Raw genomic sequence first — 18,611 nt, 5'->3', positions numbered from 1 at the left:
TTGGACAACTCTTTTTTATGCAAAAAGAAAAGCGGCCAGTGTGGCCGCTAGTTCTGACTTTCCATGTTTAGTTTTCAAATTCATAGACCGGATCTGCATGTTCTTCCAATTTATGCTTAGGAAGCTGTTTCTCTTGTGCCATCGCCAACATCGTTACAGCGGTGTTGCTCCATTGTTCGACTTGCTTTTGCTGATAGCGGTCATTGTCAACGTGGTGAGCGATATCAGTCGTTATCGCGCGTACAGATGAGTTCAAATCAACTACAGAATTTTTCGTACCTTTTGCTGCGTCAATGAATAACGTAATTTTTTCAGACTTCACTTGGACGTCCTCTTTGATTTCATTGGCATGGTGCTGCAGGCTCGTCGTTTCAAGTTTCAGATTGTCCATGCGCTCTTTTAGGTTATTCGCAGAGCCTTTGATTTCTTTCATCGGTTCTTTAATCCCTTTGATCATCAAGAACACTCCGATTCCTGCAATGATAATGCCAAGTACGACGATTCCCAGTGCTACATAAAGCCAAATTGTAGAATCCATTCTTTTTCCTCCTCAAATCGATAAATGTCTTTGATGTGCTATACCCGTTAGAGGTCCATGACTAACCTCGGCTCTTTGCCTTGATTGATCGGTATAGGCGGAAGTGAAGGGAAGATTTTCAAGTAACAGGATTTATGTAGTGGAAAAACCGTCCCGAAAAGAGTCTTCTAAATAGAATTTGATTTCTTTCGCCAATTTCCGTGCCTGTAGATTATAACGGGCATCCGGGTGAACGTAATGGACATGTGTTGTTATCGATAAATTATTTTTTACAGTCCGGATCAGTATCAGCTGTTCTTTGTCAGAAGAGGCCACATTGCCATTCCAGCCAGTGATTCCAACTTGGTAGAAGGGGAATCCATTTTCAGTCATTCCATGGTCAATGCTTTCGGTCCATTCCATATGCTCCCAGTTTTTCATCCGAAAACTCCTTTCAGATCATAAGATAAATATTCTTGAAGGTAGAAACTTAATTGAAAAATTCCTCTAACACTTCTTGATTGGCTTCTAAATCCAACACGAGCACTTCACCGATATTTTTTCGTTCCTCAGTAAATGTATCAGGAGCCGGGATGCGCAGTGTTTCCATTTCGCCTGTCCCGGTTTGGATCAGCGATTTTCCGATGCTGAGCAACAATTTTTTATCGATATCCGTATCAATAAAGGTATCAGCAGTTTCAATAATTTTACGTAAATTGAGTAAAGTCTTAAATTCGACTCCTTGTTCTTTCACAGCAGATATGACTTCTTGCTGCCGTTCAACGCGTCCGTAATCGCTATTTTTGTCATGCCTGAAACGGACATATCCTAATAATTGATCGCCATTTAAAATCTGCTTTCCTGGCTCTAGCGTCATGCCGATGCCAAAGGACATTTCATATGGAATATCAATTTCAATTCCACTAGGGATTACGAGATCCAATAATTTCGGGAAACCATTGAAATCAACTGCTGCATAGAAGTCAGTTTTGATGCCAAAGTTTTCTTCGACTGTTTCACTGGCCAATTCAGGCCCGCCAAATGCATGGGCAGCGTTGATTTTCTGCATCCCATATTCAGGAATGTGTACATATGTATCACGCATAATTGAGGCCAGTTTAATTTCTTTGGATTCTGGCTGGTAATTTAAAATCATTAATGCATCTGATAACCCGTATTCCTCTTTTCTTCGATCACTTCCGATCAAGAGGATGTTGAAGCTCTTCATATCGATGTCCGCAATTTCTTCGTCCATACTTTCAGATCCATTGTTTATGTATGGGGCTGTACCAGCAGTTTCTGTTTTCTTCGGATTAAACTGGCTGTAAGCTGTGACGCAGGCAATCGCTAAACTAGCGGTTAAAATGCCAAACAGCGTAATGGTCACTTTTTTTCTTCGGCTTTTTCGTAGTATTGCTCGTTTCATTCCATCACCTCATCGTTTCTTAGAAAACGCGCAGTCTCCAAAGAGTTTAGAGTTCTGTTGACAAATTGTCAACTAATACCTTGTTTGACAATACATCAACGATTGCCTAAAGTAGAGATACCAAGACAACAGGCGCTATAAATGTGAAAAGGAGGTCGCTTATGACAGAATTGAAAAATGGAATTGGTGGATTCTTGCAAAAAAAATGGGCGGAGCGAAATTATACATTAAGGTATTTTGCTGATTTGACTGGCGTTGACAAAGCGACAATTTCTCGGATTCTGAATGGCAAAAGAAAGCCGACACTCGACCACTTAAAAGTTTTTGCCCAAGTATTAGAGACGCCGCTTTCTGATTTAATCGCTGCTGAAGAGATGACTGGGAAAATGCCGAAAGACGTTAAACGAAACGTTCAGAAAAAAATGGGGCATAAACCGGAGATGGATGAAATGCAGCATATGCTGGAACTGGCCAAAATGCAGGATGACAGCATCACGATTGACCGGATCTCGGCCGAACTGGATCATTGCGCTTTATTTGCTGAAACGGAAGAGGGCCATGAAATGGTAAAAGCATCCTTCAGCTCGAAAGTGAAGCATTTCGGGAATGCTGGACGCCACCTTTTGCTATTAAAAAAATGGCAGAATAGCTATGAACAAGCGAGCGGCAGCAAAAAAGAGCTTGCCATCATGGGAGGCGCCTTGCTGTATTTCATCATGCCGCTCGATCTCCTGCACGATTACCTCTTTGCCATTGGCTATTTGGATGACTGCCTGGCCATACAATTGGCCAATAGCCGCCTGGAATCAAAAATCGGATAAAAGATCCACTTGAAAAAGCCATCAGCATTGATGGCTTTTTTATGCTTTTGATAGGGCAGGAGAGAACGTCGTCCAAAGAAAAGCGGTAAATGAAAGGAAGAAAGCACCCCATAGATGATAGTTCGCATCAAGTAAAATAGTAAGGGTGCCAGTCCCGACACCAAGTACGAAAATAAGGATGGTAGTTGCCAAATTGATAAGATGCAGCTTGGCTTCTTTATCTTTCTGAAAAAGCATTTGATAAAAATAGCCCATCAAATTCTTCAGATTTCCGGTCATGATCCCATTATTAACCGTTGTTTGGTTGACGTTCCGAAAAGTTGTTAGGACATAGCCGGCAAGCAGACCCAGGGAAACTAAGATGACCAAATCATCCGCCAGCTTCTCGAAAATCGCGAGCAAAAGCAGAAGGCCCGATTGGAATAAAAGAAAATAGCGGTATTTAGCAAACCCTTTCTCTTTATATCGGTCAAGCATCGCTTCTCCAGCAAGTGCTCCGGCTGCAAATCCAGCTATTACCCAAATGTGCCCTAAAGCATCGCGCCATTCACCCGAGAAGAGCTTGACCCCCATACTGACAAAATTTCCTGTCTGGGCACTGGCAAATACTTCGTCCTGCACTAAGAACGTATAGGCATCAATAAAACCCATCAAGAAACAGACAATGATGGTGAGAATCGTGGTGGAAACTGCATATTTTTTTTGTGAATTTTTCATTGGCTGAAATCCCTTTCTGCTAACTGCTTAAAAAATCTGCAAAAGCCAATTGAAGTATGGCATAAATTAATGCCGAAAGGAAAGCGAAAAAGGTGTGGAGTCGAGGCGAATTTAAGTTGTATTTATTGGAAATTAAAGAAGCCATCAGACATGTCTGTTGGCTTCTTTAGCATCACTTATTTAAATGGATCTTACTTTACGCCGCTGCTTCAACACGAACCAAATCACCACAAGAGCAATTGGAATCAATAAGTAATTGGCGTATTGGCCGAACAACTCACCCGCCATAGCCCATTGAGGTCCAAGGCGATAGCCTAAGTACACATAGATGGTTGTCACCGGAAGCATTGCGATATAAGTAAAGAAAATGAATTTCCATACATTCATTTTGGCCATGCCGCATGGAATGGAAACGGCAGTACGGACTCCAGGGATGAACCTTCCTAAAAAGGCGACACCGGCACCGTATTTCTCGAAAAAGCGGTCGGATTTATCAATATGCTCTTCCTTAACCAGAAAATACTTCCCGTACTTAATGACCATCGGGCGTCCACCGTAGCGTCCAAGTGCATATAAGGTCAATGGCCCAAGAACTCCACCGATTGAACCGGCTAAAATCGCGCCATATAAAACAAGATCACCTTCATATACCCAATAGCCTGCCAGGGGAAGCACAAGCTCGGCAGGAACAAATTCAAACGTCAGCGCCAGCATGATCCCGAAATAGGACAAACTTTTAAGCGCCTCCATCATCTGTAAAATCAAAACTTCCATCATACAACCTCCATTAATGTTCACGGTCCACGAAATAAAAAGTATACCATACTGTAAAGAAACGGAAAATAGGGATTTCTTCTTTAAAATCGTTTAATTCATTCATCTTCGTTTATATTAGAATGAGCCTCTATAGGGATAGAATTAGACTTTCCTCTATTTCTTTAGGACGCCAGATACGAATAAAAGTTCGATAAATTTTTTAAAAGAAAAATTTGAAACTATTTTTTAGAAACTTACTTCTATTGGGTGTTTTAAAAAGGGGGTGATGAAGTGGCAAGTGAATACATAGAATGGACAGCAAAAGAGCAGCTGAAAGGAGTCATGGACGAGCACGGGTAATACTTGATCCGGCTCGCGTATTTATACGTAAAGGATTGGGCGGCTGCAGAAGATATCGTACAGGAAGTTTTCCTGACTTATTACGAGAAAGCGGAACAATTTCAACAGCGAGCATCGTTAAGAACGTATCTTTCTAAGATTGCCGTCAACAAATGCCACGATCATCTCCGGAGCTGGAAAAATCGGCGCTCCATGTTTACAGAATCGATCAGCCAATTGATTTCACGGAACCAAACGCCAGAAGAAGCTGTTGAACAGCTATCTGGCCACGCAGTGCTGATGAAAAAAGTTCTTTCGCTGCCCATCCATTACCGGGAAGCGATACTACTTTATTATTATCAAGAATTCACAACAAAAGAAATCAGCCAGGTGCTGGGCTGTTCCGAAAACACGGTAAAAACGCGGTTGCGAAGAGCAAAGAATTTACTGAAGGATACGATGGATGCACTAGAATGGGAGGGTCTTTTGGATGAATAAGTTTAAGCGGGATATGGATAAATTTATCGGAGAAAGTCCTCGTTTTTCTGAACCAATGAAAGATAAAATTCTTTTGAAAATTAACGGCGAAAACACAACGGAAAAATCAGTGCGAAATGGTTTCAACACACTGAAAGCATCTGCTATTTTCATCATTTTATTAGCATCTATCGGATCTTTCCTCGCTTTCACTCTTACCGAAAAGGGGGGCGGGTTGCAGCCTGCATCATCTGGCAAAATGGCTGTGCCGATCACAAATTTTTCCGACCAAACCGAAAACTGGAAAATGACCTATAACCAAAAAGATCTGGGCGACGGAGTCCGTTCAGCGTTTATGACGGTTGAATTCATCGGAAAAGGGCTGCAGCCGGATGAAGTCAATTATGATTTCACCTATAAAAAGAACCAGGAGTCTTTCGGAGGATCATTAATCTTGAATAGGGAAGTAAATGAGACAATGGTTGATTTTGAGGAATGTTCAAGATGTATCCTTTATAAAGGTACTGACGAAATTCCAGGGGAAATCGAGTGGGATGGGCAGAAGGAATATGTGGTTTTGGAAAAAAGCACGGAGTCCAAGTGGAATGAAAGCCCGTTATTTGAAACGAATGGCTATACGTTGATTGGGGAAGAAGGGCGTGCAGGTTTTATATACGGCGAGGAGGCTCGCTTTTCCGTAAACAGTCCGCAAAAGTACATGTGGCATTTCTGGGGAAGCGACGTTGAACTCACAGGAAACTTCAAAGTTCTCGGAAAACATGAAAACAGCAGTGAAGAAATCACGGTCGTGCCAGAAGAGAAGACACTTCCTAATCCGAATAATGGAGCGGATCACCATATTCCATCGATTATGGAATTGCCTGAAAAAGGCATGTGGCAGTTAAAAGCGATGATCAATGAAAAAGTGATTGGCATAGTTTATGTAAAAGCTCACGAAAAATAGCAAACTTATAAAGAGGAGAGCTATCAGAAAATTTCTGATGGCCCTCCTTTTTTATTTTTGATACATTAAGCTGATTTGATGAGCAATGTATTCAGAACTGTAGAAGGTGCCTTCCTTGATCCACCACATGATGATCCCGAGAAGGGAGGCTGCCAGCAAATCGATGGAAACGAGGTTTTTTTGGTTGGTCGCTCCCCTTATACCTCTTCTATTTTGGACAAAATCCTTCAAGAGCTCATGCAGTTTGATTTTGAACTGTGGGCCTTCAAATAAAACGGCAAATAGTTTTCGATGCTGGTAAAAATAATCGAGAAAGCCAAGCAGTTTTTCTTCATCTTTCATGGATTCAATTTCAAGAAAAGGAGAGAGTTTTTGCGACAAGTCGTCAAAGATTTCCAGGACTAAATGCCGCAGTAAATCATTGATGTCCAAGTAATGCAAATAGAAAGTTGCACGGTTCAGTTCCGCTTTATCGGCAATTTTCTGGACGGTCAATGTGGTGGTGTCGGGATTTTCGCTTAATAATGAAACGATCGCTTTTTTCAACTCTCTTTTTGAGCTGAGAGCGCGAGGATCCGCTTTTTTGGATGGACTCATGTTAATCTCCTTTGTCTATTATTTTCATTTTCCGCGACAATATGAAGGGAAATGTTGTTTTATTGACGAATCGAGAAAAATTGTTAATAGGAATGAGTATTTAAAGTTGTTATTATGTATTTTATTGACATCATGTCGAAAAAGAAATGGAAAAAGGAAAAGAAAATGGCCAAAAATATAAATATAAAGGTTTTATTGACAGTAATGATTTTAGGGTGCTTTCTTTCAACTCTGAATCAGACGCTTTTAAATGTAGCGCTTAGCAGCTTGATGGATGTGTTTTCTGTTGAAGCGACGACTGTGCAATGGATATCAACAGGTTTCATGCTCGTGAACGGGGTGCTGATTCCGATCACTGCATATTTGATGAAACGTTTTTCCACACGGCAATTGTTTATCAGTTCAATGTTATTTTTACTGATCGGATCAATTCTTTGCGCAATTGCACCGAGCTTTTCAATCCTGCTTGCAGGACGGATGATCCAGGCGGTAGGTGCAGGGATCATCATGCCGCTGATGATGAGTGTCGTTATGTTCATTTTCCCAATCGAAAAACGGGGAAGCGCCATGGGGATTATTGGACTGGCGATTATTTTCGCGCCGGCAATCGCGCCCACACTTGCCGGATTTGTAATTGAATACTTCTCTTGGCGGTGGCTATTTATCGGCTTGATCCCTTTTGTGGTCATCATTATTTTGTCGGCGCTTAAATATTTGGTGAATGTCACGGAAACTGAAAAAGCGAAACTGGACGTGCCAAGCGTCATTTTGTCGACGATCGGGTTTGGACTCATACTTTACGGAGTCAGCGGTGCCGGAAAAAATGGATGGGAAGATCCATTTGTCTTGAGCCAGATAGTTGCGGGAGTGGTGATTACCGTCATTTTTTGTTTGCGCCAAATCAGATCGGAAGATCCACTCTTGAATTTGAGTGTTTTTAAAAACACAACTTTCACGATGACGTCGCTTATTAATGTGCTGGTGACCATGATGCTTTATGCGGATATGACGCTTTTGCCGATTTATCTTCAAGATGGCCGGAGCTTTACAGCATTTGATGCAGGCCTGCTCCTTTTGCCAGGAGCTTTAGTCAATGCGTTACTTTCGCCGATTACCGGCAAGCTTTTTGACCGCTTCGGTGCAAAACCGCTGTTTATCATAGGCCTGCTTTTCATCATTCCTTCGATGTGGGTGATTACGGATCTATCGTCAGATACAAGTTATCTATTCTTGATGATTCGTACGGTGTTCTTGCGGATTGGCTTAAGTTTCATCACAATGCCGCTGAACACAGCCGGTTTGAATGCATTGCCGAAAGCGCTCATTACGCATGGTACAGCCGTGAATAATACGGTTCGCCAAATTGCTGGCTCTATCGGGACTGCTGTGGTCATTACGGTATTTAGTACGCAATCGGCAGACTATGCAAGTGAACTGGCAGTGGATATGGCGGATTCGACAGCTGCCGCAATCCAAAAGATAGCTATTGCCTACGGAACAAGTGATGCTTATTACTTTATGATGATATTGGCTGTTATTGCTTTTATCATTACGTTATTTACTCCGACGAAGAAGAAAATAGTTTAATAAGCTAAAGACGCATAAGTTGTTGGCACTTATGCGCCTTTTCCTTTAAACTGTTAAATAGATTGATTTTTAGCACAATAACGATTTATTCGTTACTACACCAAGAAGGAAGGTCAGTAAGATGAAAGTTGCAGTGATTGTTGGAAGTGTCCGGAAAGAATCGTTCAACCGGAAATTAGCGGAATTTGTGAAAAACCGGTATGCGGACCGTTTTGAAATCGAAATCTTGGGTCTTAGCGTATTGCCATTATATAACCAAGATATTGAAAACGACATGCCGCCGGAAATTGTCGGATTTAAAAAGAAAGTGAAAGAAGCGGATTCCGTCTTGTGGGTGACGCCTGAATACAATGCCACCATTCCAGGCGTTCTAGGCAATGCAATCGACTGGCTATCCCGCGTGGATAAAGTCATGATTGGCAAACCTTCATGGATTATGGGCGCATCCATGGGCAATTTAGGTACAGTTAAAGCGCAAATGCATTTGCGTGATATTTTATTTGCGGCAGGCCTTCAATCGCCGGTTCTGATCGGCAATGATGTATACATCGGCGCGGTCCATACTAAAATGGATGCAGAAGGCAACATCACCGATGAAGCTACAGTCGCTTATTTGGATACGGTCGTTGCTAATTTTGAAAAATGGATGGAAAGATTTTAAGCAGTAAAATGAATCTTGACTGAAAACCGCTGTGCCGACTAGGCCAGCGGTTTTTTTATGGTTCTACACTAATTGTTGGGGTGTTGAAACAATTCGGCCCAAAAAAAGACACGCAATCTCCAAATTCTTTTATACTTGAAATGTCGAATAACAAGTAAAGAAGAGGAGATGCGTGCACTTGAATTTTACCATGAAATTTCCCGGATTAGAAGATGTGAAAATCATGAAGATGGAACAAGTGGAGGACCGGGTGGCCCTGCATGTGGAGTTGGAAGTGAAGGCACACCGTTGCCCGCGTTGCCAGGAGAAGACCCGGCGTGTCCACGATTACCGGATCCAAAAGATCAAACACCTGAAATGGTTTGAACGCCAGACTTACCTTTTCTATAAGAAGAGACGCTACGTATGCGGGGCGTGCGGCAAGAAATTCGCCGAACAGAATTCATTCATCGGCCGCTATCAACGGTTCTCAAAAGAGTGGAACCAAGCGGTTCATGTGCGCAGCGTCAAGGCGAAAACGTTCAAGGAAGTGGCCGGACAATACGGCGCTTCCGCTTCGACCATCGTTCGGCGTTTCGATCTGGTGGCGCTCCAGGAAGTTACTGAAACCGCAAAATTACCGCGTGTGATCGCCATCGACGAATACAAAGGCGACACCCGCGAAGGAAAGTACCAACTGATTATCGCCGATGGCGAAACGAGAGAACCGATCGATATCCTGCCCAACCGGAAAAAAGAGACGATCAAACAGTATCTCCAACAGCACGGAGCTGCGGTGGAAATCGTCGTCATGGACATGAGCCATTCCTTTAAAGCCGCGGTCAAAAAAGCACTCGGCAAACCGGTGATCATCGCCGATCGCTTCCACTTCTGCCGGTACATTTACTGGGCGCTGGACGCGGTCCGCAGACGCGTGCAGAAAAGTTGGAACGACTATGACCGCAAAAAAGGCAAACGGATGCGCTACGTCTTTTACAAAAACAGTGAGAAGTTAACCGAAAAGGACCGTTGGTACTTGAAGCGGTATCTTGAAATGGATGAGGAGCTCAAACGAGCATACGAACTGAAGGAAGCGTATTGCACGTGGTTTCAGGCAAGCAAAAAAAGAGATCCCGAGGAAATCCTCAAGACCAAAGAAGCGTTGCTGGAATTTTATCGGCTGGTGGAACAAGCGGGCATTCCCGAGTTCCAGAAAGCCATGGGCACCTTCCGAAACTGGCAGACGGAAATCTTGAACAGCTTCTCGTTCAAGTATTCCAATGGTTTCTTGGAAGGCATCAATAACCTGACAAAAGTGATTAAGCGGAACGCGTTCGGCTTTCAGAATTTCGAACGCGCCCGCGCCAAAATACTACTGACACACAAGTATAAGAATATGGGAGTTCACGTTGGTTAGAGTGAGGAAGATTTCACCTCACCCCAACATTTGACGGAGAACCTTTTTTATTGCCATAAAATTGGACTGTTTAGCTTTGGCTGGCAAGGGAACAAATGATAGTGGAAGCAAAAATGAAATTTACCATGGAAGGATGAGAGGAATGCAGCCATTAAAAGCGCTATTTTTAAATTGCTCGTTAAAAAGTTCAGACGAAACATCCAACACGGAAGGATTCATGAATGATGTTCAAGTGCATTACAACAGCCTTGGCGTAGAATCGGAAATCGTTCGCTTAGCCGATTATCGCATTGCATTTGGTGTACAGGAGGATATGGGCGGGGACGATCAATGGCCGGAGATTCTTGAAAAGGTCAAGGGTGCAGACATTTTAATCATCGGTACACCGATTTGGCTCGGCGAAAAAAGTTCACTTGCGACAGTTGCCATAGAGCGCTTATACGGCAGCAGCAGTGTGACCAATGACAAAGGACAGGCCATTTTCTACAACAAAGTAGGAGGGGCGGTAATTACAGGAAATGAAGATGGTGCAAAGCATTCAGCCGCCTCACTTCTGTATGGATTGTCGCATATCGGTTTTTTGATCCCTCCTAACGTAGACGCGTATTGGGTAGGAGAAGCGGGTCCAGGGGCTTCCTATATTGAAGCCGGACGGGAAAATGAGTTTACGAAATCGACGATTGAACGCTTAGCTTATAATACGTACCATTTAGCAGGGCTATTGAAAAACAACCCCATCCCTGCCGAAGGAAATACTTTGGGGTGAGTTCAACTGCTAAATATACAAATGAAAAAACCAGTGAGGAAATTTATCCTTACTGGTTTTTTCGTCGTATCTAAATTTTCGCTTTTGTGTCTAGCGCGGCTGGAGATTTCCAGACAAACGTAAGTGCGATTCCAATGGCCAAAACGACAGTTGCGAAATAGAAGGGGTAATTCAAATCGATATCAAAAAGAATACCGCCGATGATCGGCCCGATAATATTGCCGATGCTCGTAAACATCGAGTTCATCCCGCCGACAAATCCTTGCTCATTCCCCGCAATCCGCGAAAGGTAAGTTGTAACTGCCGGACGCATCAAATCGAAACCGGTGAAGACCGTCATGGTCACTAAAAGGATCGCCCAATAGCTTGTGACATAAGTCAATACAAGCACAAGAACTGTGGAGACGATCAAACTGTAGCGGATCAAACTGATTTCACCGATCCACCGGGTCAGACGGTCAAACAATCCAACTTGAACGATGACACCGACAATTGCGCCTAAGGAAATGACAATGGCAATATCTTTAGCAGTAAAACCAAATTTATGATCAACGAATAAAGCGAAAAGCGACTCAAACGAAGCAAGGCCGAAAGAGGAAATTAAAATGACCATGAACGCAACGAAATACATCGGTGCAAAGATTCTTCCAAAGCCGCTTTTTTGAATCGGCTGATCATCGTATTCATCATTTCTAGCCGGTTCTTTCAATGTGATGAGCGATAAAATGGTCGCAAAAAGGCCAAATCCAGCTGCAAAGAAGAAAGGAAGGCGTGTGCTGATGTCAGCCAAAAACCCGCCGATTCCAGGCCCGATGATAAAACCGGTGGAAATGGCTGCAGACATATAGCCTAATGCTTTCGGTCGGGTGTTGCTCGTTGTGATATCTGCGATAAAAGCCGTAACTGCCGGCATGATAAATGCAGCACTAATGCCGCCGAGAATCCGTGAAGCGAACAGAACTTCAACGGTTTCACCAATCCCGAAAAGCAATTCGGAGACACTGAAAATGAGCAAGCCGATAATGATCATTGGCTTCCGGCCGAATTTGTCTACCCATTTCCCGGCAATTGGCGACATGATCAATTGAGCGAGGGCAAATGCAGAAACCATATAGCCAACTACCGTCCCCGAGATATTCAATTCATTCATAATGGTTGGCGTAACAGGAATGACGAGGCCGATTCCTAAAAACGCGATAAATAAGTTTAACAATAAAGTGGCTAATACAAGTTTGTTGGTTTTCACGTAAAATTCTCCTTTAAATGGCCATACAAGTTAAAAGTCCGTTTAGTAAGTTGGTCTAAAGCGCAAGTCCGCGCCAAAATATCGGCCAGATGGCTTCAAACCGTTTTTCATATTGTTCTTGCCCGCTGTAAACGAGTTCCGTCATTGTGCCTTCCGCAATCGTCAGGAAAGCCAAAGCCGCTTTACTGTAATCATCTTCATACAGGACTTTTTGATGCCGTTCACGTTCTCTCAGCAAACGGGTGAGATGGCGATGCATATCATCTAAAAAAGGATCAAACAGCTGGCCGACTTCCTTTTCTAATTTCAATGGCGGGAAATAGGCGGTCCGTATGATAAATTTCATTTGAACATTTTCATCTGTCTCTTTCGCAAACCAGTGGAAGTATCCGGATAATACTTTCTCCAATGGCTGGTGGCGGGAAAGATTAAAATAAGAAGCCATTTGTGTTTTTTGGGATTCCATTGAATAGTGCAATGCAGACATAAACAGATCGTCTTTGTTTTTATAATGGGCATAGATGGAAGGCTTTTTAATGCCGACTTCTTCAGCAATTTTGCTGAGTGAAGCCCCTTCATAGCCTTCTTCTGCGAAATGTTTCAATGCAGTTTCGAGTAAAAGAGTTGCTTTCAAAATTTCACCTTCCTAACGGTCGTTAGGAAATAATCTCATGAAACTTGATAGATGTCAAATGAAGCGAAGATTTCCAATGGAACCGAGCAGTGAATTAGTCAAACCTTTAAATAAAAAAAACGGATGGAGAAAGGTCTGCTTTCTCCATCCGTTCGATTTGTTCGGTTGTTGCCGCCTCATTAATTGCGCTGGATATCGCTCCATGTGTTGATCTCTTTCCATGGAAGGTCAGAGAAAATGGCGATCAAGTCGCTGCCAGACCACTGGGCTACTGCTAAAATACTGCCAAAAAATAATAACGCGGATATTCCGACGATCAGATTCGCTTCCACAGCGATTCTGAATTCACTTTTTTCATTCATCTGATTGGCCCCTTATGCGCCTCGTTTCTTCTATTAAAAAGCAACGAAGCGGCGTTGTTTTTAATAGATGGATTTAAAGGTCTGAGGGCCTTAGGAGAGGTAGTTGGATTGGTGGTGGATTACATTAATGAATCCGAAAAACGCAGCATTCCTGAAAACCGGAACATCTGGTTTTAGAAGAGAGGGTTCCGCTCGATCGTGAAAAGGAATTGGCAAAACGGCTGTAGGCGCTTGCTTTTCCCATTTTTGGACGAGCATCAATGTAGAAGGGCTGAGGGCGTCCACTTTGGTGACTATCTTCATTGAAGAAATAATCGGTTCTTCATCGAAAGCTTGAGAAGGCAATTGGTTTGTTTCTTGAATCGGGTTAGCGAATAGGAAAAAACACAATAAAATCATTATTTCTGCGATAGCCACTTTTTTCATTTTCTCAACTCCTTTCGCTTCTTATCATATTCAATTGGGGTCCATGAAACAAGAGAGAAAATTAGAAAAAGGGCTAAGTATAAAATAGGAATATATGGTAAGCTAGTGGTATCTAACTTAAAATCAATCTGCAAGGAGCCGAATGGCCTATTTTTGCCTTTCGCTCCTTGAAAGTTTCCCCTATAGAACGGAGTAATGACGATGGCTAAAGAAACGACCGGGAACTCTAAAATTTTCGAAATCACAAAAATCATCAATAAAAAACTTGAACTGAATGAAGTTTTGGATTACGTGACTTCTGCTATATCAGAAGAAATTATCCAATGCGATGCTGTTGGGATATTCCTTCCGGTAGGGGACGGCACTTTTAGAGGCAGCGCAGGCAAACCGGATTTTATGAATGGGATGTCGATTTATTCTTTGGTGATTGACCCGGAAACGGATCTTTTAGCAAAAGAATTGATACAAACTAAAAAAACCATCTATATCGAAGATGCCATGCATGATCCCCGGCCAAATCCTCAAGTATGCGAAGCGCTGCAAATTAAATCGCTTTTGGCATTGCCCATTGTCTACAAAGAGGAAATGCTCGGAATGGTCCAGTTGTTTTACTTTAATCACATCCAAATGGACGAATCCGAACTTCAAAGCGCCGAAGCGTATGTGAATATGGCAGCTATTGCCATTCAAAACGCTAAGAACTTGGAACAAAAAGAAAAAGTCGTCAGTGAGAAACAACTCTTATTGGATGCAAACCGAGAACTTTCGGCTTGTTCCTCTATTGAGGATTGTTTGACGATCAGCTTTTCCTATGTACGCAAAATTTGGGGGAGCCGAAATGCGGCTTTGCATACAAGAGATTCGAGCAACAGATCGGGATTTGCCATCAAGAAAATAAGCGAAAATGCCCTATGGCCAATCGAAGACTGGACATCGGGCATGAATGATAAAACGGGCCAGGTCTTCGAAGAAACATTGGGTGAAGTGTTCCGCAATAAAGAAATGGCGATTATTCCGCTGGATGGAAAGCGGAGGGTCCTTCTGTTTCCGATGATTTCCAGAGGGAAAGTTTTGGGTGTCCTTACGGTTGAATCGTTTTTCGAGAAGACAATTTCCATGAACAACCCGGACATCCAATTGGTTCAATCGATACTTGACGCCACTGCCATAAATTTTGATAATTTATTGCAGATGGAGCAGTTAGAGGAATTAGTAGATGAACGGACTAAAGAGTTGGCCAATGCCAACGAACGGGTCACAGATGTAATTGAAAGCATTACCGATGGTTTTTTTGCGGTCAATAAAGAATGGAAATTCATCTATATTAACAAGCACCAGCCATTGCCAAAAGGAATGGAACCAAATGACCTCATCGGCAAATCGATTTGGGATACATTCCCAGAACTAGCCAGCACGGCAATGTTCGAACAATTCCATAAAGCAATGTTTGACAGAATACCGGTTCATTTTGAGTTGTCTTCAGATTCAGGCATTTTCTGGCAGGAAATGGTGGCATACCCATACGATGAGGGAATCTGCTGTTTGTCCAAAAATATAACAGAAAAAAAGAATTTCGAGAAAGAATTGAAGCGCTTAGCCAATTTGGAGCTGATCGGCCATATGGCTGCAGGAATCAGCCATGAAATCCGCAATCCCATGACCACTGTAAGAGGGTTTCTTCAATTATTGACGATGGAAGACTTGGGAGAGCATAAAAAATACTTCAAGTTGATGATCGATGAACTGGACCGCGCCAATTCGATCATCACAAAATTCCTTGCCATGGGGAATATCAATAAATCCGATTTGAAAAAATCCGATCTGAACGCATTGATTTACGATGTGGCACCGCTATTGGAAATCGATACGATCAACCAAAACAAATTGATCGATATCCAAACGTCTCAGATTCCTGAGCTATTCCTGAACCAAGATGAGATCAAACAATTGCTGATTAACCTATGCCGCAACGGCCTGGAAGCGATGGAAGCTGGCCGGACCCTTTCGATTTCCACGTATATGAAAGAAGACGGGGACGTTGTGTTGGAAGTGCGGGATCAAGGAACTGGAATCGAAAAAGACATTCTTGAAAAACTCGGTACGCCGTTCTATACGACGAAAGACAATGGCACAGGGCTAGGGCTTGGCGTATCTTATGGCATCGCTGCAAGGCATAATGCAAAAATCGAAATCGAGACCAGTCCTGAAGGAACAGTGTTCTATACCTTGTTCAAACCGATGATCTGAGTCCAGATATGAAAGAAGCTGCTTTTTAAAAGCAGTTTCTTTTTTTATTTGGCTGTTTCTTGCAATATTGTAAGGATAGCGTCATCTAGAACAAACGCAAGTTTCGGTTTCCCCTCGTATACTAAGGTTAATAAAGGAGTTGCTTACGAAAGACCCGCTGAAGTTCAGCCAAGGAAAAAGTGAGCAGCATGTCCTTAATATGAGAGGGGTAATTAGTATGAAAAAAATGGCATTGATGGGTGCATCAGCAATTCTAGCAGGGGCTTTGCTTTCCGGATGCGGATGGTTTGAAAAAGCGAACGGGCTGATCGTATATGGAGACGTGCCGAATATCGACGAAGTTTTAAAACTGGAACAAGCGGCAGCGGATGATAAAAAAGAAGAAATCAAAATGGTCAGCGACGACCAGTATCAAATCAAGTTAGCGGAAGACAACGGCGAAAAAGTCATGGTATTGAGTGAGAAAACAGCGCAAGCACTTATAGACAAAGAGTTGTTAAGAGAAGTGATCCAAGGAGACAAGACGGAAGCAGTAGAAAGCGTGTCAGATTTGTCGAAAGGTGAAGCGGTTCTTTACGCGAAAGAAAAACAGGAAGATGTAACAGTTGGCGGCAAAGAGTTGAAAGCGGAATATGGCGGCAACTCCATCATCGGAAACGGCAGAGCATATGTGGATAAATTCCTGATTGTTGACGATGCGGATTGGAATGAGATGGACGGAGAAGAAAAAATCATGGCGGTCCTGGAATATGATAATGACCCAAGTGTCCGAATGATGCAGTATGACGTAGAAGGCAACCAGCTCGTTCGAATTGAAGGGTAATGAAACGGGTCTTGCCCCTTTACTGGGGTAGGCCTTTTTTCGTTGTCGTTGCTTGTCCCTTCGAGTTTCCAGTAGAATGTAAGAAAGAAAGGGCGTGTATGGGGGGATGGATATGAAAGTATATATTGTAGAAGATGATCCGGCAATCTTCCAAGCGCTGCAGGAAGGATTGCAAAAATGGGGGCTTGAAGCCGTCGGGCCAGAGAATTTCCAGAAAATTTTAACAGGGTTTATCGAACAAAAACCGCATTTGGTCATCATGGACATTCAATTGCCGGTATACGATGGATTCCATTGGTGTCGTGAAATCCGCGCGGTTTCAAAAGTGCCGATCATTTTCCTTTCGTCACGCGACCATCCGATGGATATGGTCATGGCGATGCAGATGGGGGCAGATGATTATGTACAGAAGCCGTTCCATTCGGACGTTTTGATCGCTAAAATTCAAGCTACGCTGCGGCGCGTCTATTCATATGGCGAAGAGGTATCCGATGTAAAAGAATGGAACGGGGCGGTCATCGATTTAAAACGCGGACTTATCCGACGGGATGAAAAGGAAGTTGAACTGACGAAAAACGAATTCTTTATCTTGAGTGTGTTAGTAGATGCAAAAGACGAAATCGTTTCGCGTGATGAATTGATCCGTAAATTATGGGACGATGAACGTTTTGTAAACGACAATACCTTAACGGTGAATGTCACAAGACTCCGTCAAAAACTCGCGGAACTCGATTTAGGCGATGCCATCATCACGAAAAAAGGGCTCGGCTATGTAGCCGTCACTTTTTAGAAAAGAGGGATTCGATGTTCTTACGTTTTTTGCGCGACCGCTTAAGCTGGATCTTATTCATTGTTCTTGCATTAAGTGCCATCGACTTGTTGCTTTGGCTGGACCCGGGAGTTGATGTTGAGGCTTCCTCAGTTATTTATATGAATGCCTTATTGCTCATTTCTCTCGTTTGTTTCATCGTCTGGCGCTACTTTAAAGAAACCGCTTATTTGAAAGAACTCGCCTCATTGGGTGAATCGAGCGGAATGGATTGGGTTGAAGGATTACCCGATGCTTCTTTTAAACAGGATGAAATCGTCAACGATCTTTTAATTGAAAAAGGCATGCTTTTTTCAGCCCAGTTGCAGGAAATCCGCAAAAACAGCATGATCCAAGGCGATTACACAGCGGCTTGGGTGCACGAAGCCAAAGCACCGCTGACAGCTATGAAACTAATCATTGATTCGAATCGAAGCTTGCCAGCTGTAAAGCGAATCGAAGCAGAATGGCTGCGCATCTATTTACTGATTGACCAGCAATTATACATAAGCCGGCTGCCCAAGCTTGAAAGTGATTATTCCTTGGAAGAAGTCGAACTGAAAGAATTGGTTTCGGCTGAAATCCGGGAATTGATGTCTTGGTGCTTAGAAAAAAACTTAGCGGTGGATATGGATGGCTTGGATAAAAAAGTGATTACGGATAAGAAATGGAGCCGTTTTACATTGCGGCAAGTTCTGTCGAATGCAATCAAGTACAGCCCCGACGGCGGAACGATTGCGATTTCTACACGGACTGAAGAAACGGGGCAGACTGTTTTAATAGTGGAAGACGAAGGTGCAGGAATTGGACCGCACGATTTGCCGAGGATATTCGATAAAGGCTTTACAGGTTCGACTGGGCGAATTCAGAATGCAGCCACTGGCCTCGGTTTGTATTTGGCGAAATTGGTGGCAGATAAAATCGGCATCCAGCTGCACGCTGAATCCGAATTGGCAAAAGGAACGACGATGGAATTGGCATTTTCCATTGAAAACGAATTCGATCATATCCGTAAGTGACGGCATTGTCACATTGAGCTTC

Annotated in this window: 21 protein-coding genes; 11 read left to right on the top strand and 10 right to left on the bottom strand. The window is 43.0% G+C overall.

Annotated features, from left to right (window positions below):
• Nucleotides 1-67: 67 nt before the first annotated feature.
• The 3 genes from AC2EXB_RS10800 to AC2EXB_RS10790 form a co-directional block, all read right to left on the bottom strand.
• Complete coding sequence (locus AC2EXB_RS10800) at nt 68-538, bottom strand: DUF948 domain-containing protein (protein WP_483601374.1); 471 nt, start codon at nt 536-538, stop codon at nt 68-70.
• 132 nt (nt 539-670) lie between these two features.
• Nucleotides 671-958, bottom strand: a complete 288-nt coding sequence (locus AC2EXB_RS10795) for a hypothetical protein (RefSeq protein ID WP_483601372.1) — start codon at nt 956-958, stop codon at nt 671-673.
• Between the two features lie 49 nt (nt 959-1,007).
• Nucleotides 1,008-1,943: an LCP family protein gene (locus AC2EXB_RS10790; RefSeq protein WP_483601370.1), complete on the bottom strand. Its 936-nt coding sequence runs from the start codon at nt 1,941-1,943 to the stop codon at nt 1,008-1,010.
• Between the two features lie 161 nt (nt 1,944-2,104).
• Here AC2EXB_RS10790 and AC2EXB_RS10785 point away from each other — a divergent pair, with 161 nt between their 5' ends.
• Nucleotides 2,105-2,764 (top strand): helix-turn-helix domain-containing protein, encoded by a 660-nt coding sequence (locus AC2EXB_RS10785; protein WP_483601368.1) that lies wholly within the window; start codon nt 2,105-2,107, stop codon nt 2,762-2,764.
• A gap of 39 nt (nt 2,765-2,803) precedes the next feature.
• Here the strand turns inward: AC2EXB_RS10785 and AC2EXB_RS10780 are convergent, their stop codons facing one another.
• Both AC2EXB_RS10780 and AC2EXB_RS10775 read right to left on the bottom strand, forming a co-directional pair.
• A complete protein-coding gene (locus tag AC2EXB_RS10780) occupies nt 2,804-3,481 on the bottom strand; it encodes a YoaK family protein (RefSeq protein WP_483601367.1) in 678 nt (225 codons plus the stop codon).
• A gap of 180 nt (nt 3,482-3,661) precedes the next feature.
• The gene (locus AC2EXB_RS10775) at nt 3,662-4,255 is read right to left on the bottom strand and encodes a DedA family protein (RefSeq protein WP_483601366.1); all 594 of its coding nucleotides are present in this window, start codon (nt 4,253-4,255) and stop codon (nt 3,662-3,664) included.
• A 345-nt stretch (nt 4,256-4,600) separates the two neighbouring features.
• Between AC2EXB_RS10775 and AC2EXB_RS10770 the strand changes: the two genes are divergently transcribed.
• Entirely contained in the window at nt 4,601-5,074 is a 474-nt protein-coding gene (locus AC2EXB_RS10770; RefSeq protein WP_483601365.1) for a sigma-70 family RNA polymerase sigma factor, read from the top strand.
• Nucleotides 5,067-6,017, top strand: coding sequence for a hypothetical protein (locus tag AC2EXB_RS10765; protein WP_483601364.1), 951 nt, complete (start codon nt 5,067-5,069; stop codon nt 6,015-6,017). Before AC2EXB_RS10770 ends, AC2EXB_RS10765 begins: the two co-directional genes overlap by 8 nt.
• Nucleotides 6,018-6,068: 51 nt before the next feature.
• Here AC2EXB_RS10765 and AC2EXB_RS10760 read toward each other — a convergent pair whose 3' ends face one another.
• Nucleotides 6,069-6,614 (bottom strand): TetR/AcrR family transcriptional regulator, encoded by a 546-nt coding sequence (locus AC2EXB_RS10760; RefSeq protein ID WP_483601362.1) that lies wholly within the window; start codon nt 6,612-6,614, stop codon nt 6,069-6,071.
• A gap of 165 nt (nt 6,615-6,779) precedes the next feature.
• Between AC2EXB_RS10760 and AC2EXB_RS10755 the strand changes: the two genes are divergently transcribed.
• The 4 genes from AC2EXB_RS10755 to AC2EXB_RS10740 all read left to right on the top strand — a co-directional run bounded on the left by AC2EXB_RS10755 (nt 6,780) and on the right by AC2EXB_RS10740 (nt 11,024).
• Nucleotides 6,780-8,201 (top strand): DHA2 family efflux MFS transporter permease subunit, encoded by a 1,422-nt coding sequence (locus tag AC2EXB_RS10755; RefSeq protein ID WP_483601360.1) that lies wholly within the window; start codon nt 6,780-6,782, stop codon nt 8,199-8,201.
• Nucleotides 8,202-8,322: 121 nt separating this feature from the next.
• Nucleotides 8,323-8,862, top strand: a complete 540-nt coding sequence (locus AC2EXB_RS10750) for an NADPH-dependent FMN reductase (RefSeq protein ID WP_483601358.1) — start codon at nt 8,323-8,325, stop codon at nt 8,860-8,862.
• A 172-nt stretch (nt 8,863-9,034) separates the two neighbouring features.
• Nucleotides 9,035-10,258 carry an ISL3 family transposase gene (locus tag AC2EXB_RS10745; RefSeq protein WP_483601356.1) on the top strand — a complete coding sequence of 408 codons (1,224 nt, stop codon included), beginning with the start codon at nt 9,035-9,037 and terminating at the stop codon, nt 10,256-10,258.
• A gap of 142 nt (nt 10,259-10,400) precedes the next feature.
• Nucleotides 10,401-11,024 (top strand): flavodoxin family protein, encoded by a 624-nt coding sequence (locus AC2EXB_RS10740; RefSeq protein WP_483601354.1) that lies wholly within the window; start codon nt 10,401-10,403, stop codon nt 11,022-11,024.
• 70 nt (nt 11,025-11,094) lie between these two features.
• Here the strand turns inward: AC2EXB_RS10740 and AC2EXB_RS10735 are convergent, their stop codons facing one another.
• From AC2EXB_RS10735 to AC2EXB_RS10720, 4 genes are all read right to left on the bottom strand, one after another.
• Nucleotides 11,095-12,270, bottom strand: a complete 1,176-nt coding sequence (locus AC2EXB_RS10735; RefSeq protein ID WP_483601353.1) for an MFS transporter — start codon at nt 12,268-12,270, stop codon at nt 11,095-11,097.
• Between the two features lie 55 nt (nt 12,271-12,325).
• Nucleotides 12,326-12,904, bottom strand: a complete 579-nt coding sequence (locus AC2EXB_RS10730) for a TetR/AcrR family transcriptional regulator (RefSeq protein WP_483601351.1) — start codon at nt 12,902-12,904, stop codon at nt 12,326-12,328.
• A 179-nt stretch (nt 12,905-13,083) separates the two neighbouring features.
• Nucleotides 13,084-13,266, bottom strand: coding sequence for a hypothetical protein (locus AC2EXB_RS10725; RefSeq protein WP_235196310.1), 183 nt, complete (start codon nt 13,264-13,266; stop codon nt 13,084-13,086).
• 90 nt (nt 13,267-13,356) lie between these two features.
• A complete protein-coding gene (locus AC2EXB_RS10720) occupies nt 13,357-13,692 on the bottom strand; it encodes a hypothetical protein (RefSeq protein WP_483601349.1) in 336 nt (111 codons plus the stop codon).
• A gap of 201 nt (nt 13,693-13,893) precedes the next feature.
• Here AC2EXB_RS10720 and AC2EXB_RS10715 point away from each other — a divergent pair, with 201 nt between their 5' ends.
• The 4 genes from AC2EXB_RS10715 (at nt 13,894) to AC2EXB_RS10700 (ending at nt 18,589) form a co-directional block, all read left to right on the top strand.
• Nucleotides 13,894-15,939 carry a GAF domain-containing sensor histidine kinase gene (locus tag AC2EXB_RS10715; RefSeq protein WP_483601348.1) on the top strand — a complete coding sequence of 682 codons (2,046 nt, stop codon included), beginning with the start codon at nt 13,894-13,896 and terminating at the stop codon, nt 15,937-15,939.
• A gap of 217 nt (nt 15,940-16,156) precedes the next feature.
• Nucleotides 16,157-16,762 carry a lipoprotein BA_5634 family protein gene (locus AC2EXB_RS10710; protein ID WP_483601346.1) on the top strand — a complete coding sequence of 202 codons (606 nt, stop codon included), beginning with the start codon at nt 16,157-16,159 and terminating at the stop codon, nt 16,760-16,762.
• A gap of 106 nt (nt 16,763-16,868) precedes the next feature.
• On the top strand, nt 16,869-17,552 hold the full coding sequence (locus tag AC2EXB_RS10705; RefSeq protein WP_483601344.1) for a response regulator: 684 nt from the start codon (nt 16,869-16,871) through the stop codon (nt 17,550-17,552).
• A 14-nt stretch (nt 17,553-17,566) separates the two neighbouring features.
• The gene (locus AC2EXB_RS10700) at nt 17,567-18,589 is read left to right on the top strand and encodes a sensor histidine kinase (RefSeq protein WP_483601343.1); all 1,023 of its coding nucleotides are present in this window, start codon (nt 17,567-17,569) and stop codon (nt 18,587-18,589) included.
• Nucleotides 18,590-18,611 lie beyond the last annotated feature (22 nt).

The sequence above is a fragment of the Planococcus alkaliphilus genome (genome assembly GCF_057031095.1).
Note: the sequence above shows the minus strand (reverse complement) of the source record. Positions and strands in the feature narration are given on the sequence as shown.

Excerpts from the sequence above, each read along its gene's own strand:
- AC2EXB_RS10755 (WP_483601360.1), top strand. The coding sequence starts at position 6,780 with ATGGCCAAAAATATAAATATAAAGGTTTTATTGACAGTAATGATTTTA.
- AC2EXB_RS10800 (WP_483601374.1), bottom strand. The coding sequence starts at position 538 with ATGGATTCTACAATTTGGCTTTATGTAGCACTGGGAATCGTCGTACTT.
- AC2EXB_RS10720 (WP_483601349.1), bottom strand. The coding sequence starts at position 13,692 with ATGAAAAAAGTGGCTATCGCAGAAATAATGATTTTATTGTGTTTTTTC.
- AC2EXB_RS10785 (WP_483601368.1), top strand. The coding sequence starts at position 2,105 with ATGACAGAATTGAAAAATGGAATTGGTGGATTCTTGCAAAAAAAATGG.
- AC2EXB_RS10710 (WP_483601346.1), top strand. The coding sequence starts at position 16,157 with ATGAAAAAAATGGCATTGATGGGTGCATCAGCAATTCTAGCAGGGGCT.
- AC2EXB_RS10790 (WP_483601370.1), bottom strand. The coding sequence starts at position 1,943 with ATGAAACGAGCAATACTACGAAAAAGCCGAAGAAAAAAAGTGACCATT.
- AC2EXB_RS10725 (WP_235196310.1), bottom strand. The coding sequence starts at position 13,266 with ATGAATGAAAAAAGTGAATTCAGAATCGCTGTGGAAGCGAATCTGATC.
- AC2EXB_RS10740 (WP_483601354.1), top strand. The coding sequence starts at position 10,401 with ATGCAGCCATTAAAAGCGCTATTTTTAAATTGCTCGTTAAAAAGTTCA.
- AC2EXB_RS10775 (WP_483601366.1), bottom strand. The coding sequence starts at position 4,255 with ATGGAAGTTTTGATTTTACAGATGATGGAGGCGCTTAAAAGTTTGTCC.
- AC2EXB_RS10760 (WP_483601362.1), bottom strand. The coding sequence starts at position 6,614 with ATGAGTCCATCCAAAAAAGCGGATCCTCGCGCTCTCAGCTCAAAAAGA.
- AC2EXB_RS10715 (WP_483601348.1), top strand. The coding sequence starts at position 13,894 with ATGGCTAAAGAAACGACCGGGAACTCTAAAATTTTCGAAATCACAAAA.
- AC2EXB_RS10705 (WP_483601344.1), top strand. The coding sequence starts at position 16,869 with ATGGATATGAAAGTATATATTGTAGAAGATGATCCGGCAATCTTCCAA.
- AC2EXB_RS10780 (WP_483601367.1), bottom strand. The coding sequence starts at position 3,481 with ATGAAAAATTCACAAAAAAAATATGCAGTTTCCACCACGATTCTCACC.
- AC2EXB_RS10765 (WP_483601364.1), top strand. The coding sequence starts at position 5,067 with ATGAATAAGTTTAAGCGGGATATGGATAAATTTATCGGAGAAAGTCCT.
- AC2EXB_RS10750 (WP_483601358.1), top strand. The coding sequence starts at position 8,323 with ATGAAAGTTGCAGTGATTGTTGGAAGTGTCCGGAAAGAATCGTTCAAC.
- AC2EXB_RS10700 (WP_483601343.1), top strand. The coding sequence starts at position 17,567 with ATGTTCTTACGTTTTTTGCGCGACCGCTTAAGCTGGATCTTATTCATT.
- AC2EXB_RS10795 (WP_483601372.1), bottom strand. The coding sequence starts at position 958 with ATGAAAAACTGGGAGCATATGGAATGGACCGAAAGCATTGACCATGGA.